The organism is Variovorax sp. P4_B11 (assembly GCF_056402355.1).
On record NZ_JBFUHO010000057.1, the window covers coordinates 31649 to 46070 of the forward strand.

12 protein-coding genes, 1 rRNA gene and 1 pseudogene are annotated in these 14422 nt (G+C 68.7%); 4 read left to right on the forward strand and 10 right to left on the reverse strand.

Going from position 1 to position 14422, the window contains the following annotated elements:
* Window positions 1-7 precede the first annotated feature (7 nt).
* Window positions 8-2119 (forward strand): penicillin-binding protein 1C, encoded by a 2112-nt coding sequence (gene pbpC, locus AC1DYD_RS32685; RefSeq protein WP_478176910.1) that lies wholly within the window; start codon window positions 8-10, stop codon window positions 2117-2119.
* 25 nt (window positions 2120-2144) lie between these two features.
* On the opposite strand, the gene panE is transcribed toward pbpC, so the two are convergent.
* The 7 genes from panE to AC1DYD_RS32720 all read right to left on the reverse strand — a co-directional run bounded on the left by panE (window position 2145) and on the right by AC1DYD_RS32720 (window position 9080).
* On the reverse strand, window positions 2145-3080 hold the full coding sequence (panE, locus tag AC1DYD_RS32690) for a 2-dehydropantoate 2-reductase (protein WP_478176899.1): 936 nt from the start codon (window positions 3078-3080) through the stop codon (window positions 2145-2147).
* Between the two features lie 449 nt (window positions 3081-3529).
* Entirely contained in the window at window positions 3530-3973 is a 444-nt protein-coding gene (gene cynS / locus AC1DYD_RS32695; protein WP_478176900.1) for a cyanase, read from the reverse strand.
* Window positions 3974-4011: 38 nt separating this feature from the next.
* On the reverse strand, window positions 4012-4839 hold the full coding sequence (locus AC1DYD_RS32700) for an ABC transporter ATP-binding protein (protein WP_478176901.1): 828 nt from the start codon (window positions 4837-4839) through the stop codon (window positions 4012-4014).
* A gap of 13 nt (window positions 4840-4852) precedes the next feature.
* Window positions 4853-5713: a nitrate ABC transporter permease gene (gene ntrB, locus AC1DYD_RS32705; protein WP_478176902.1), complete on the reverse strand. Its 861-nt coding sequence runs from the start codon at window positions 5711-5713 to the stop codon at window positions 4853-4855.
* A gap of 5 nt (window positions 5714-5718) precedes the next feature.
* Window positions 5719-7083, reverse strand: a complete 1365-nt coding sequence (locus AC1DYD_RS32710; protein ID WP_478176903.1) for a CmpA/NrtA family ABC transporter substrate-binding protein — start codon at window positions 7081-7083, stop codon at window positions 5719-5721.
* Between the two features lie 144 nt (window positions 7084-7227).
* Window positions 7228-7905, reverse strand: a complete 678-nt coding sequence (locus AC1DYD_RS32715; RefSeq protein WP_478176904.1) for a response regulator — start codon at window positions 7903-7905, stop codon at window positions 7228-7230.
* Window positions 7902-9080, reverse strand: a complete 1179-nt coding sequence (locus tag AC1DYD_RS32720; protein ID WP_478176905.1) for a sensor histidine kinase — start codon at window positions 9078-9080, stop codon at window positions 7902-7904. The genes AC1DYD_RS32715 and AC1DYD_RS32720 overlap by 4 nt, the downstream gene beginning before the upstream one ends.
* A gap of 111 nt (window positions 9081-9191) precedes the next feature.
* Between AC1DYD_RS32720 and AC1DYD_RS32725 the strand changes: the two genes are divergently transcribed.
* Together AC1DYD_RS32725 and AC1DYD_RS32730 are read left to right on the forward strand one after the other, a co-directional pair.
* On the forward strand, window positions 9192-10349 hold the full coding sequence (locus tag AC1DYD_RS32725; RefSeq protein ID WP_478176906.1) for an alpha-hydroxy acid oxidase: 1158 nt from the start codon (window positions 9192-9194) through the stop codon (window positions 10347-10349).
* A 141-nt stretch (window positions 10350-10490) separates the two neighbouring features.
* Window positions 10491-10631, forward strand: a pseudogene (locus tag AC1DYD_RS32730) (alpha-ketoglutarate permease); the annotation flags it as partial.
* Between the two features lie 10 nt (window positions 10632-10641).
* Here the strand turns inward: AC1DYD_RS32730 and AC1DYD_RS32735 are convergent.
* Entirely contained in the window at window positions 10642-11202 is a 561-nt protein-coding gene (locus AC1DYD_RS32735) for a putative glycolipid-binding domain-containing protein (protein ID WP_478176907.1), read from the reverse strand.
* 189 nt (window positions 11203-11391) lie between these two features.
* Here AC1DYD_RS32735 and AC1DYD_RS32740 point away from each other — a divergent pair, with 189 nt between their 5' ends.
* On the forward strand, window positions 11392-12648 hold the full coding sequence (locus tag AC1DYD_RS32740; protein WP_478176908.1) for a Y-family DNA polymerase: 1257 nt from the start codon (window positions 11392-11394) through the stop codon (window positions 12646-12648).
* Window positions 12649-12923: 275 nt separating this feature from the next.
* Here the strand turns inward: AC1DYD_RS32740 and AC1DYD_RS32745 are convergent, their stop codons facing one another.
* Together AC1DYD_RS32745 and rrf are read right to left on the reverse strand one after the other, a co-directional pair.
* Window positions 12924-13961, reverse strand: coding sequence for a purine-nucleoside phosphorylase (locus tag AC1DYD_RS32745; protein ID WP_478176909.1), 1038 nt, complete (start codon window positions 13959-13961; stop codon window positions 12924-12926).
* Between the two features lie 325 nt (window positions 13962-14286).
* A 5S ribosomal RNA gene (gene rrf, locus AC1DYD_RS32750) occupies window positions 14287-14399 on the reverse strand.
* Between the last annotated feature and the right edge of the window lie 23 nt (window positions 14400-14422).

The window sequence follows — 14422 nt, forward strand, 5'->3', positions numbered from 1 at the left end:
CGCCGCGATGCTCGCGGCACCGGCCTGGGCGCTCTCCGGCTTCGACGAGGTCCGGAGCGACTTCCGGCCCTCCGACACCGCGGTGCTGGACCGCGACGGCGTGCTGCTGCAGCGCGTGCGCACCGACGCCAGCGTGCGGCGCGGCGACTGGATCGCGCTCGCCGACATCTCGCCGGCCCTGCGCAGCGCGATGCTGCTGAGCGAGGACAAGCGCTTCTACGCGCACAGCGGCGTCGACTGGCGGGCGGTCTCGGCCGCGGCCTGGGGCAATCTCTGGAACGCCCGAACCCGCGGCGCATCGACGATCACGATGCAGCTGGCCGGCCTGCTCGACGACGAGCTGCGGCGCGCCGGCGGCGGCCGCAGCCTGGCGCAGAAGCTCGGCCAGACCGTCGCGGCCCAGCAGCTGGAACGCCATTGGCGCAAGGACCAGATCCTCGAGGCCTACCTCAACCTGGTGCCCTTCCGCGGCGAGATCGTCGGCATCGACGCGCTGTCGCGCACGCTGTTCGGCAAGGCGCCGCACGGGCTCGATGCGCGCGAGGCGGCGGTCGCCGCGGCGCTGGTGCGGGCCCCCAACGCCAAGGCTGCGCAGGTGGCGCAGCGGGCCTGCGAGCTGCTGCGGGCGATGGAAGCCGGCAGCGAGCCGGACTGCGCGGCACTCGACATGTTCGCGAGCGCGGCGCTGCAGCGGCGCGCCTTCGATCCGAGCGAAGGGATCGCACCGCACCTGGCACGGCGCGCCTTGAAGGAGGCCGGCACCGCGCACGAGCCGATCCGAACCACGCTGAGTGCACCGCTGCAACGCTTCGCGCTCGATGCGCTGCAGCGCCAGCTGCGCGAACTGCGCGGGCGCAACGTCGAGGACGGCGCGCTGGTGGTGCTCGACAACGCCAGCGGCGGGGTCCTCGCCTGGGTCGGCTCCTCGGGCGCGCTGAGCCGCGCGGCCGAGGTCGACGGCGTGCTCGCGCAGCGACAGCCGGGCTCGACCCTCAAGCCCTTCCTGTATGCGCAGGCGATTGCCGAGCGCAGGCTCACGGCGGCCTCGCTGCTGGACGACTCGTCGGCGCAGATCAGCACCGCCGGCGGACTCTACATCCCGCAGAACTACGACCGGCAATTCAAGGGCCAGGTGTCGGTGCGCACCGCGCTCGCGGCCTCGCTCAACGTGCCGGCGGTGCGCACGCTGGTGATGGTCTCGCCCGAGGCCTTCGCGCGCCAGCTGCGCGCGGCCGGACTGCCGCTGGCGCAGAGCGGCGACTACTACGGCTACAGCCTGGCGCTCGGCAGCGCCGAGGTGTCGCTGCTGGCGTTGACCAATGCCTACCGGACGCTGGCCAACGGCGGGCGCTTCGGCGACATCCGCTCTCTGTACGAACCCGCCCCCGTGTCGACAAAAGACAGGGACAGCGCCATCGACCCACGCGCCGCCTTCATCGTCGGCGACATCCTGGCCGACCCGAACGCCCGCGCCCGCACCTTCGGTCTCGACAGCGTGCTCGGCACCCGCTTCTGGACCGCCGTGAAGACCGGCACCAGCAAGGACATGCGCGACAACTGGGCCGTCGGATGGTCACAGCGCTACACGGTCGGTGTCTGGGTCGRCAACGCCAGCGGCGCACCGATGTGGGAGGTCAGCGGCACCAGCGGCGCAGCGCCGGTCTGGGCCCAGCTGATGGGTTTCCTGCATCGCGCCGAGCCGAGCCGGGCACCGGCCCCGCCGGCCGGCGTGGTGCAGGCGCGCGTGCGCTTCGGCGACGCGCTGGAGGCGGGCCGCAGCGAGTGGTTCATCGCCGGCACCGAGCAGCCCTTGTTCGCGATCGCGCCCGAGGCCCCGGCGGCCGAAGCGGCGCCGCGCATCACGGCGCCGGCGGACGGCACGATCATCGCGCTCGACCCCGACATCCCGCCAAACCGCCAGCGGGTGCGCTTCGAGGCCGAGGGCCGCGGCGTGCAATGGCGCATCGACGGCAAGCCCTTGGCGCGCGGCACCAGCGCGCAATGGCTGCCCTGGCCCGGGCGGCACGTGGTGCAGCTGATCGATGCCCGCGGCCAGGTGGCCGACGAGCTCAGGCTCGAGGTTCGCGGCGCCGGGGTGGTGGCGAGCGCGAAGCGCTGAGGCCGGCGAAGGCGTCCGGCGCCGCTCAGGCGCGGCTCGACTCCCGAGCTCGCCGCGCCTCATAGGCCAGCAGGTGCGACTGGACGATGCGCAGCGGCGACATCCGCTTGCCGCCATCCGCGCTGCGCCGCAGCAGATCGCCGACGATATGGTCGCCTTCGATGGCCGCGCCGCGTTCGATGTCCTTGAACATCGAGGCCGTCATCGTCGAACCCCTGACCGCCAGCATGGCATGCGCCCGTGCCAGCGATTCGGGACGCACCGCAAAGCCGTTGTGGGCCAGGATGGCGGCGCATTCGTCCACCACCGCATCGGCGACGTCGGTGCCGCCGCTCTGCACGATGTCGCCGACGGTCGCTCGCATCAGGCAGGTCATGCTGGCGGCCGAGGCGATGAACATCCACTTCTCCCACATGTCCTGCAGGATGTCGTCGGAGGCGCGGGCCTCGAAGTTCGCACCGGCAAAGGCCGCCTGCAGCGCCTGCACGCGCGCCGAACGCGCGCCGCTGAACTCGCCATAGCTCAGGCCGTGCAGGTCGTTGTGGTGCAGCACCCTGCCCTCCTCGTCGAGCGAAGCCGAGATCATGCACAGCCCGCCCAGCACGCGGTCGGCGCCGAAGCGCCGGCCCAGCTCGTCCAGATGGCGCATGCCGTTCAACAGCGGAAGGATGGCCGTCTCGGGCCCGACAGCGGGCGCGAACGACTCCATGGTCTCTGCCAAGTCGTAGGCCTTGCAGCCGACGACAACCACGTCGTACGGCCCACCGATGCCCCCGGCCTGGACCGAAGGCGGCGCCGCCAGCGTCAGGTCGCCCTTCGGGCTCCTGATCACCAGGCCGGTCTTCGCCAGTTGCGCCGTGCGCCGGGGCCGCAGCAGGAAGGTGACGTCCTGTCCGGCTGCGAGCAGCCGGCCACCGAAATACCCGCCCAGCGCACCCGCGCCCACTATCAGGATCCGCATGAATCTTTCCTCGTCGATGATGGACGGGCGATTCTGCGCCGATGCCTGCTAAGCTGCCGGCGGCACCGTGAGCTCAGAGGTCCATCACACGATGACGTGACCCGCGACGCATGAAACCGGCGCAGCCAAATGCCAGGGATACCGCGGAACCGGCTTTGCCGGGCCGCCGGTATCGCCCCCCTTGAGGGGGCTGAGGTCCGCGGCTCCAAGCCTGCCTGCGCAGGCTTGGACGGACCCGAAGAGCCGCTGCCTCTGGCAGCGACTCGGGGCGCCGCAGGCGCTTCGGGGGTGTTTCATTTCGGTTGCTCCACCGCGCCTGGCGCGACCCACGACGCATGAAACCGGCGCAGTTCGATACCAGGGATACCGCGGAACCGGCTTCGCCGGGCCGCCGGTATCGCCCCCCTTGAGGGGGGAGGCGCCGCAGGCGCTTCGGGGGGTGTTTCATTTCAGTAGGTCTTGTACGGCAGGAACTTGCCCGACAGCACCACGTTCACGCGGTCGCCCTTCGGGTCGGCCTGGCGCTGGATGTCCATGCTGAAATCGATCGCGCTCATGATGCCGTCGCCGAACTCCTCGTGGATCAGTTCCTTGATCGTGCTGCCGTAGACGCTCACCACCTCGTACCAGCGGTAGATCAGCGGGTCGGTGGGCACCGGGGTCGGCAGAGAGCCCTTGTACGGCACCACCTGCAGCCACTTCTGCTCCTCGGCCGTGAGGCCGAAGATCTTGCCGATGGTCTTGGCCTGCGCGGCGTCCAGCGTCATCTGGCCGAGGCAGGCGGCGGTGGTCCACTCCTTCGACAGTCCGACCTTCCTGGCCACGTCGGCCCACTGGATGCCCTTGGCCACCTTCACGGTGATGATCTTCTCGGTGACGTCGTTGCGGTTCATGCGAATGCTCCTGTTGGTTGTGCTGAATGGAAAAGAGATCAAGCGGCCCGGGCGCGCGAGACGAGGAAGTCGACGATATGGTTGCGCAACGCGTAGTAGCCGTCGAGGTGGTGCAACCCCGCACGCGTGCGCGCGCGCGGCAGCGGGTTGACCACGGTCTCGGCGATGTTGCCGGGCCTGTAGCCGGCCCCGGTCTCGCTGCCGTTGCTCATCAGCAGGATGCGGTCGGCCAGCAGGATCGCCTCGTCGACGTCGTGCGTGATCATGAAGACCGTCTGCTGCGTCTGGCGCACGATCGCCATCAGCTCATCCTGGATGGTGCCGCGCGTGAGCGCATCGAGCGCGCCGAAGGGCTCGTCGAGCAGCAGCATCTTGGGCTGGATCGAGAAGGCACGCGCGATGCCCACGCGCTGCTTCATGCCGCCCGAGAGCTGCGAGGGCTTCTTGTCGATCGCGCCGTCGAGGCCGACCAGCGACACGAACCGGCGCACCTGTTCGTCGACCTTGGCGGCCGGCCACTCGGGCCAGCGCGACTGCACCGCGAAGGCGATGTTGCGCCGCACCGTGAGCCAGGGCATCAGCGCGTGGCTCTGGAACACCACGCCGCGTTCGAGACTGGGTCCCGCGACCTCGCGCCCGTCCATGAACACATGGCCGCCGGTCGCGCTGTCGAGCCCGGCCAGCACGTTGAGGATGGTGGTCTTGCCGCAGCCCGAGTGGCCGATGATGCAGACGAACTCGCCGCGGTCGAGCGTGAAGCCGACCTCGGCGAACACCGGCTTGCCCGGCACGAAGGACTTCGAGAGCCCCTCGATGCGCAGGAAGCCGCTGCCGGCCGAAGGCGCGGCGGCGACGGATGAATTCATGAGAGTTCCTTGCTCACTCCACATAGGTCACCTTCTTCTGCAGCCGCGCGAAGGCCATGTCGAGCAGCATGCCGACGACGCCGATCACGAGGATCGCGAAGATCACGTTGGTGAGCGACAGGTTGTTCCATTCGTTCCAGACGAAGTAGCCGATGCCGGTGCCGCCGACCAGCATCTCGGCGGCGACGATCACCAGCCAGGCGATGCCCATGCTGATGCGCATGCCGGTCAGGATGGTCGGCGCCGCCGCCGGCAGGATCACGCGGAAGGCGCGCCGCAGCGGCTTCACCTCGAGCGTGCTCGCGACGTTGAGCCACTCGCGCTTGACCGAGGCGACGCCGAAGGCGGTGTTGAGCAACATGGGCCACACCGAGCAGATGAAGATCACGAAGATGCCGCTGGTCGACGAATCCTTGATCGTGTAGAGCGCCAGCGGCATCCAGGCCAGCGGCGAGATCGGCTTCAGGACCTGGATGAACGGGTCGAAGGCCTTCTGCAACAGCGGCGACATGCCGATCACGAAGCCCAGCGGCACCGCCACCCCGCAGGCCAGCAGGAAGCCGAGCGCCACGCGCCCGAGCGACCAGGCGAGCTGGATCGCGATGCCCTTGTCGTTCGGTCCGTTGTCGTAGAACGGATTGGCCAGGTGCTTCCAGGCCGTGGCGCCCATCTCGGCCGGCGTCGGGAAGCCGGCCGTCTTCACCTGCCCGGGGTCCTTGCCGAGCATCTTCTGGTATTCGATCTGCTCGGCCGTCATGCCGGCCTGCGAAGCGGCGGCGCCCGAGGACATCGTGGCCACCTGCCATAGCGCGAGGAAGGCCAGCAGCAGTACCAGCGACAGCAGCGCGGCCTTGAGGCGCAGCGACTTCTTCATGCCGCTCAGCCAGCCATCTTGCTGATCGCGAAGCTGCGCGCGTACTCGTCCGGCTTCGCCGGATCGAACACCCGGCCCATGATCGTGAACTTCGGAAACGCGCCTTCGGGCGGCGTCTGGCCGAGTTCCTTCATGCGCTTCTTCGCATCGGTGATCAGGAACACCTTCTCGGCCAACTGCTTGTAGTCGACCTCGCCCTTGACGTAGCCCCAGCGCTTCATCTGCGTCAGCATCCAGACCGCCATCGACTGCCACGGGATCGGGTCGAAGTCGATCCGGTCGGGCACCGTGCGGATGTTGCCCAAGCCGTCGGCGAAGCGGCCGGTCAGCACCTGGGTCAGCACGGTCTCGGGCTGGTTCAGGTACTGCGCCGGTGCGATCACCTTGGCGATCAGCTCGCGGTTCTTCGGCTCGCGCGCCATCGCCGAGGCGGTCAGCACGGCCCGCGTGAGCGCCGCGAAGGTGTTCGGGTTCTGCTGGATGAAGGCACTCGACGTACCGAAGGCGCAGCACGGATGGCCGTTCCAGATCTCTTTCGTCAGGATGTGGATGAAGCCGACTTCCTCGAACACCGCGCGCTGGTTGAACGGATCAGGACCGAGGTAGCCGTCGATGTTGCCGGCCCGCAGGTTGGCCACCATCTCGGCCGGCGGCACGACGCGGATCTGGATGTCGGTATCGGGGTTCAGGCCCGCTTCCGCCACGTAGTAGCGCAGCAGGAAGTTGTGCATGCTGTACTCGAAGGGCACCGCGAACTTGAAGCCCTTCCAGAGCTTCGGATCACGCTTGTCCTTGTGCTTGTTGGCCAGCGTGATGGCCTGGCCATTGGTGTTCTGGATCGCGGCGACGTTCATCGGCGTCGCGTTGGCGCCGGCGCCCATCGAGATCGCCAGCGGCATCGGCGACAGGAAGTGCGTGGCGTCGTACTCCTTGTTGAGCATCTTGTCGCGGATCAACGCCCAGCCCGCGGTCTTCACGACCTCGACGTTGAGCCCCTGCTTCTGATAGAAGCCCAGCGGGTGCGCCATGATCAGCGGCGTCGCGCAGGTGATCGGGATGAAGCCGATCTTCAGGTCCTTCTTTTCGAGCGGACCCTTCTCCTGCGCCATCGCCTGCAGCGCGCCCAGCGGCAGCACCGACAGGATCGCGGCGCGCGCCGTGTTGGCGCCCACCGCGCGCAGGAAGCCGCGGCGCACGCTGTCGACCGGGAACAGCGCCTTCACCAGGCTGGCCTCGAGCTTGGCGTTCGAATCCTCGATCGCACCGACATGCGCGCCGGGCGCATGGTCGCGGCCGCAGGCGCAGCGCATCGCAAGCGGGCGGTCGGCGTCGTAGGGGTCGCCGGCGGGAGCTTCAGGCAGTCGGGACATGGTGCACCTCGTTGAAAAGATGAGGCTCCCGATGCAAGGGCCGGGCCGATTGCCGTCCCTGCAGGCCGCTGCGCGCAAGATCGCGGGAGCCCGGTCGATGCCGTGTAAGGGCAGCCCTACAAGACGGTCGATGCCGGGCGACTTTCAGGCCGCCGGAGACGCCTTGGCGTGGCGCTCGGCATACAGCGCCAACTCGACGTCGTTCTTGGTTCCCGTCTTCTCGAGGATGCGCGCGCGATAGGTGCTGACCGTGTTGGGCGCCAGGCCGAGCCGTGCACCGATTTCGCTCACGGTCTGCCCGGCCGTGAGCAGCCTGAAGACCTGGTGCTCGCGGTGCGAGAGCGCGTCGGCGCCCTGCCCCGCCGCGCTGCCGACAGCCGCCGCGAGCGCCTCCGCCGTGGCCGGCGACACATACCTGCCGCCAGCCGCCACCTTGCGCACCGCGCCGACCATGTCGTCCGGATCGGCGCTCTTGTGCAGGTAGCCGGCCGCGCCCAGCTTGATGCAGCGCACCGCGTACTGCTTCTCGGGATAGGTGCTGAGCATCAGCACCGGCAGCGCCGGCCACTGCCTGCGCAGGGCCTGCAGCACGTCCAGCCCGTCCCGGCCCGGCAGCGCGATGTCGAGCAGCACCACGTCGAGTCCCTCCGGGCCGCCGAGCGCCGCCACGCCGTCGAGCACCTCGGGACCGCTCTGGGCCTCGCCGACCACCACCATCTCGGGCCGGCCGTTCGAGAGATCGCCCAGCACCTGCTTGAGTCCCTCGCGCACGATGCGATGGTCGTCGCCGATCAGCACCCGGATGTCCTTTTCATCGCTCATGGCAAAGGCAACTCCAGGCTGAACACGCTGCCCACGCCCAGCGCGCTGTGGATCTCGATCTGCCCGCCGAAGTGCAGCGCCCGCTCGCGCATGCCAAGCACGCCGTAGGCGGTCGCGGCCTCGAAGGCGTGGGCCGGCGCGCCGACGCCGTCATCGCGCACGCGGATGCGCAGCCTGCCGGCCACGGCCTCGATCCGGATCTCGAGCCGCGTCGCCCGGGCGTGCCGGCCGACGTTGCTCAGCATCTCCTGGTAGATCCTGAACACCGCGATCGCCGCCGCCTCGGGCAGCTCGATGCCGGGCGCCACCGCCATCTGCCAGTCGAGCGCCAGCTCGGCCGACTGCACGAACTCGTGGGCCTGCCATTCGAGTGCGGCCCACAGCCCCTGGTGGTCGAGGATGCTGGGCCGCAGGTCGGTGATGATGCGCCCGACGTTGTCGACCGCGCGCTCGATCAGCCCGCTCATGTTGCGGCACTTGCTGCGCATCAGCATGCGCATCTGCTGGGCGTCATCGGGCGCACGCTCCTGCTGCTCGCCGAGGCGCTTGCCGATCCAGTCGACATCCATCTTGAGCGCCACCAGCAGGCTGCCGAGTTCGTCGTGCACCTCGCGCGCGATGCGGGTGCGCTCGTCCTCGCGCACCTTGTCCAGCCAGGCAGAGAGCTCGCGCAGCTGCGCCAGGGCATCGCTGAGCGCGCGCGTGCGTTCCTCCACGCGCAGCCCGAGCTCGTCCTTGGCCTGCTGCAGCGCCAGCGCCGAGCGGCGGCGCTCGGTGATGTCGACGAAGGTGATGACCGCGCCGCGCACCTGCCCGCCGTCCATGATCGGATGGCTGGAGTACTCCACGGCGAAGGCGCTGCCGTCGCGGCGCCAGAACACCTCGGTGTCGATGCGGCAGGCCAGGCCGCGCCGGAAGGCGTTGAAGATCGGGCAATCGGTGTCGGCGTAGTGCGAACCGTCCGGATGCGAGTGGTGCGTGAGATCGTGCATGTTGCGCCCCAGCACCGCGGCGCGCTCGTGGCCCAGCATCTGCGCGCCGGCCCGGTTGATGAACATGCAGTGGCCGTCGAGATCGATGCCGAAGATGCCTTCGCCGGTCGATTCGAGCAGCAGGCCGAGCTGGTGCTGCCAAAGGGGATGGCTGGCCGGGACGGGCAGGACGGGCGTTTCCATGCACCAGATGCAAGCAACAGCCGTGCCGCCTTGGTGCGCCGATGACAGGAGCGCGCGCCGTCCCGAAGATAATAGGCATTGCGCAGCCACAGAACCCAGGAGCCCTTTCTCGTGCCAGACCTGTCCAAGATCACGACCATCGAAGACCTGCGAGTCATCGCCAAGAGCCGCGTGCCGCGCATGTTCTACGACTACGCCGACTCCGGCGCCTGGACCGAGAGCACCTACCGCGCCAACGAAAGCGATTTCCAGAAGATCAAGCTGCGCCAGCGCGTGGCTGTCAACATGGAAGGCCGCTCGACCCGCACCACCATGATCGGCCAGGAAGTCGCGATGCCGGTGGCCATCGCCCCGACCGGACTGACCGGCATGCAGCATGCCGACGGCGAGATCCTGGCGGCGCGCGCCGCCAAGGACTTCGGCATCCCTTTCACGCTCTCGACCATGAGCATCTGCTCGCTCGAGGACATCGCCGAGAAGACCGACCGCCATCCGTTCTGGTTCCAGCTCTACGTGATGCGCGACCGCGACTTCATCGAGCGCCTGATCGAGCGCGCCCGCGCCGCCAACGTGAGCGCGCTGCAACTCACGCTCGACCTGCAGATCCTCGGCCAGCGCCACAAGGACATCAAGAACGGCCTCACGGCGCCGCCCAAGCCGACACTCAAGAACCTCATCAACCTGGCGACCAAGCCGCGCTGGTGCATGGGCATGCTGGGCACCAAGCGCCGCACCTTCGGCAACATCGCGGGCCATGCCAAGGGCGTCAAGGACCTGTCCTCGCTCTCGTCATGGACCGCCGAGCAGTTCGACCCGACGCTGAGCTGGGCCGATGTCGAGTGGATCAAGAAGCTCTGGGGCGGCAAGCTGATCCTCAAGGGGATCATGGACGTCGAGGATGCGCGCCTGGCAGCGGCCAGCGGCGCCGATGCGCTGATCGTCTCGAACCACGGCGGCCGCCAGCTCGACGGTGCCCCCTCCTCGATCGCGGCACTGCCCGCGATCGCCGAGGCGGTGGGCACCGAGATCGAAGTCTGGATGGACGGCGGCATCCGCAGCGGCCAGGACGTGCTCAAGGCGCGCGCGCTGGGCGCGCACGGCACGCTGATCGGCCGCAGCTTCCTCTACGGCCTGGGTGCCTACGGCCAGGCCGGCGTGACCCGCGCGCTGCAGATCATCCAGCGCGAACTCGACCTCACGATGGCCTTCTGCGGCCGCACGCAGATCGACCAGGTCGACTCCAGCATCCTGCTGCCCGGCACCTTCTGAGCGGATCCCCGGAGGCCTCGCAGGCGACACGCGGCTGGGGCCGACAGCGCCGGCGGCCGCGCCGAGGGATCATCGGGGGTGCCATAAACACACTCGAAAAGGCACTTCTCGATGAGCTCCACCGCGTCCGCCGCGGGGACGGCAAGCGCCGTCGCGCTGGGCCTCAAGTCGCTCGGCCACGAGAGCGCCTTCTTCTGGTACGTGACCGGCATGATGGTGCTGGCCTTCGCGGTCGCCTGGCGGCTGCCGCGGCAGGCCAGCTACCTGCACCACGACCGCTGAATTCGCCGAGTCAGTCCTCGGCTTCCCAGAGCGTCGGGTAGCGGCGCACGAAGCCGTCGGGCGTGACTTCCAGCATCGCCTCGTAGTCGAAGCGCGGGGCGGCGTACCAGTAGCCGGCGTCGCTGCGCCTTTCATAGCGCTGTCGCAGCTCGCTGAGTCCACCGCCGTCCAGGTCGAGCCAGGCAACCGGCGCATCGGCCGCCTCTCCGATGTCCAGGTGCAGCCGCCGGAGCTGCAGCAGGTTGGTCGCCGGCGTGAAGCCCAGGTCGAGGTCGACGCAATGGCCGAGCTCCGGTACCGGCGCGTCGTTGAGCTTCCAGCCGCCATGGACGTCGTGCACGATCGAGACGTCGATGCTCTCGCCGCCGAGCCAGCCGCGCACCGTGCCCCACTGGGTGTGCCAGGCGCGATCGCAGCGCAGGCGATAGTGCAGCTGGGCGACCCTTCCGTCCTCATGGCGAAAGGCCGCGCCGCCGTCGATCTGCCAATTGTCGCCCTGGCGTTCGAGCCGGCAGACATCGTGCCCCGGCTGGTCGAGCCGCCGCCAGAGGATGGTTGCGAGCGTCTGCATGGGCTGGATGATGGCACCGCCATGCCGCGCAGCGCAAGCACCACCGGCGGCGCCTCACGGAGCCATGGCACGCGCCGCATGCCGCATGCCCGGCGAACAGCGGGCGCGGCAGTGCTGCGCCAGGTCCCGCCGCGAGGCGCGCCACGGCATCGAACATGGCGGCCGGTGCAGGGAGCGGCAACGGCGACAATGGCAAGCGTGACGCCCGCACCGATCCGACGCATCGCCCACCTCGACATGGACGCCTTCTACGCCTCTGTCGAACTGCTGCGCTACCCGCAGCTCAAGGGCCTGCCGATGGTGATCGGCGGCGGCCGGCGCAAGGTCGACGAAGCGCTGCGCAACCTGCCCGAAGGCGGCACGCTGGCCGACATTCCTGTGGCGGCCTTTCCGCTACTGAAGGACTATGCCGGCCGCGGCGTGATCACCACCGCCACCTATGCGGCGCGGCAGTTCGGCATCGGCTCCGCGATGGGACTCATGAAGGCCGCCAAGCTGTGTCCGCAGGCGCTGATCCTGCCGGTGGACTTCGACGAGTACCGGAAATATTCGCGCCGCTTCAAGCAGGTCATCACCGAGATCGCGCCGCTGATGGAGGACCGCGGAGTCGACGAGGTCTACATCGATTTCACCGACGTGCCGGGCGGCCAGCGTGAAGGCGGACGCGTGCTGGCGCGGCTGATCCAGAAATCGATCCTCGGGGCCACTGGCCTGACCTGCTCGATCGGCGTCGCGCCCAACAAGCTGCTGGCCAAGATGGCCAGCGAATTCGACAAGCCCAACGGGATCTCGATCGTGTTCGAAAGCGACCTGCAAACCCGCATCTGGCCCCTGCCCTGCCGCAAGGTCAACGGTATCGGGCCCAAGGCCGACGAGAAGCTGCAGGGCCACGGGATCCGCACCATCGGCGAGCTCGCGGCGAAGGACCGCGACTGGCTGGTCGCCCATTTCGGCAAGTCCACCGGCGCCTGGATGCACGAGGTCGCCTGGGGCCGCGACGATCGGCCGGTGGTCACCGAGAGCGAACCGGTTTCGATGAGCCGCGAGACCACCTTCGACCGCGACTTGCACGCGGTGCGCGACCGCGCCGAGCTCGGCGCCATCTTCACCCACCTGTGCGAGAAACTGGCCGAGGACCTGCAGCGCAAGGGCTATGTCGGCAAGACCATCGGCATCAAGCTGCGCTACGGAGACTTCAAGATCGCGACCCGCGACCAGACCATCGAAGGCTTCACGGCCGACCCGAAGGCGATCCGGCGGGTTGCGGGCCAATGCCTCAAGCGGGTGCCGCTGGAACGTCCGCTGCGCCTGCTCGGCGTTCGCGTGGGCACCCTGGCGCGGGCCGGGGAAGTCGCGGCTGAGCCGACGGCCCGCCCAGCGGCGTCGGGCCGCCGCGGCGGAGGGCCTGCCGACGAGGCGGCGGGCCGGACCGACTCGCTGTTCTAAGGCCTGTTCACCCTATTTCCGGGGTCGCGAAGGCCTGCCAGGACGGGCCAATCAAGGCGCGCGACGCGGCATGTGCGTTGGCACATGCAAGGCGTGCAACGCCGAGTGGCTCGTCCTGGCAGGCCTTCCCTTCGGGTTGCTGGGCGAAGGGGCCGTCTGCGGCGTTGCCCGCGCTTGCAAGGCGAAAGCCTCGCTGCGCACAGGCGCCTTGCATCCAGCCCCTTCACCCGGCAACGCGATCCCCGGAAATAGGGTGAACAGGCCCTGGCCCTCGGTCAACGCGGCGTGAACGCCGGCACGCCGCCCTGCCACTGCGGCCAGTTGACGACGATGTGATCGACCACGCGGCTGCCGACGAGCTCGATGTTCTCGACCGTCTCGGCAAAGCCGCCCGCGGTTTCGCCGGGCGCCGGATCCAGGTGCTGCAGCGTCGTCTCGCGCGGATGGCCCTGGTCGAAATTGACCGCGCCGCGCAGGCTCATCACGCGGTCGGTGCCGTGCTGGCGCTTGATCACCAGCGTGATCGCGGCGGCCTCCATCTCGGTGATCACATAGTCGTCAGCGCCGTACAGCTTCGCGATGTACTGCGCCTGGTGCGACATGCCCGGGCCATGGAAGAAGGTGTCGCCGGTCATGTGGGTGCCGGTGCCGACGAAGGGCGCACGGCGCGCCGCGGCCTGCGGATAGCGCAGGCGGTAGGCCTTGGCGGAATCGGAATCCTTGAGCGGCGTGTCGGCCGAGAGCTTCATCGCCCAGGCGACCAGTTCCGGGTTGAGCTTGAAACGGCGGTACTCCTCGTAGCCCTTGCGCGGCATGAAGGTCGACTCGCCGGCCTTGTTCTCCTCGGGCGCCCAGCGGTGGCCGAGGTCGTAGTCCACCAGCCAGGTGGCCCAATTGACCTCGCCGATCGTGCCGCGTGAGGGCGGCGTCCCGGCGACGCCCGAGATCACGTAGTAGGCCTTCGAGAAGTCGAACTTCGGACTGGTCAGGATCGCCTGCATCGACGACGAAGAGTTGACCTTGCCCATGCCGAGCACCGCGCCACAGACGCCATCCGCGTTGCAGTACACCGGCTGCAGCGCGCCAGGAACCGTGAGCGGCGTGGCACCCTTCCAGTAGCGCTCGTACCAATGCTGGAACTCGCCGGCGCGGTCGCCGGTGTTCTGGCCAATTTCGAACATGGCGGCGACGAAGACCTTGACCTTGACCGGTTCGGCGACGCGCGCCGGGGACACCGACGTACACGCCGCCGCGAGGACGAGAACGGCGGGAAGCGCGCTCCAACGGGCGCGGCGGGACCAGACTGACAACATGGAAGATCTCCGGGGAATGGGAAAGGATGAAGGCGGGACGCCGTGACGCATGCGAATCGCACCGGCAACGGTTGCGGCGGCCTGCGGATCGGACCCGCGGACTGTGAGTCCTGACGACCTGCTCGGTCGGGATTCTCGCAAACACCATGCCCGCCGTGAGTCAACGCCCCGTTCCCCCTTGCCAATGGAGGGGTCTGCATCAACCCAGACATGCAGGCTGGCGCCGCGAGCTGCGACGGATCGCATATTCGCAATAGCTGAAGGGAGCGGCGCACAAAGCAAAGCGCCCAGCCTTTTGAGGGGCTGGGCGATTTGGGCTGTAAGAGCCTGACGATGACCTACTTTCACACGGGAACCCGCACTATCATCGGCGCTGAGGCGTTTCACTGTCCTGTTCGGGATGGGAAGGAGTGGGACCACCTCGCTATGGTCATCAGGCATAAAGGGTTGTCGTGCTGACT

What these genes read in the sequence shown, in the direction of transcription:
- ntrB (WP_478176902.1), bottom strand. Translation starts at nt 5,713, where the DNA reads ATGAAGAAGTCGCTGCGCCTCAAGGCCGCGCTGCTGTCGCTGGTACTG.
- AC1DYD_RS32735 (WP_478176907.1), bottom strand. Translation starts at nt 11,202, where the DNA reads ATGCAGACGCTCGCAACCATCCTCTGGCGGCGGCTCGACCAGCCGGGG.
- panE (WP_478176899.1), bottom strand. Translation starts at nt 3,080, where the DNA reads ATGCGGATCCTGATAGTGGGCGCGGGTGCGCTGGGCGGGTATTTCGGT.
- AC1DYD_RS32745 (WP_478176909.1), bottom strand. Translation starts at nt 13,961, where the DNA reads ATGTTGTCAGTCTGGTCCCGCCGCGCCCGTTGGAGCGCGCTTCCCGCC.
- AC1DYD_RS32715 (WP_478176904.1), bottom strand. Translation starts at nt 7,905, where the DNA reads ATGAGCGATGAAAAGGACATCCGGGTGCTGATCGGCGACGACCATCGC.
- AC1DYD_RS32720 (WP_478176905.1), bottom strand. Translation starts at nt 9,080, where the DNA reads ATGGAAACGCCCGTCCTGCCCGTCCCGGCCAGCCATCCCCTTTGGCAG.
- AC1DYD_RS32710 (WP_478176903.1), bottom strand. Translation starts at nt 7,083, where the DNA reads ATGTCCCGACTGCCTGAAGCTCCCGCCGGCGACCCCTACGACGCCGAC.
- AC1DYD_RS32700 (WP_478176901.1), bottom strand. Translation starts at nt 4,839, where the DNA reads ATGAATTCATCCGTCGCCGCCGCGCCTTCGGCCGGCAGCGGCTTCCTG.
- cynS (WP_478176900.1), bottom strand. Translation starts at nt 3,973, where the DNA reads ATGAACCGCAACGACGTCACCGAGAAGATCATCACCGTGAAGGTGGCC.
- AC1DYD_RS32740 (WP_478176908.1), top strand. Translation starts at nt 11,392, where the DNA reads ATGGCAAGCGTGACGCCCGCACCGATCCGACGCATCGCCCACCTCGAC.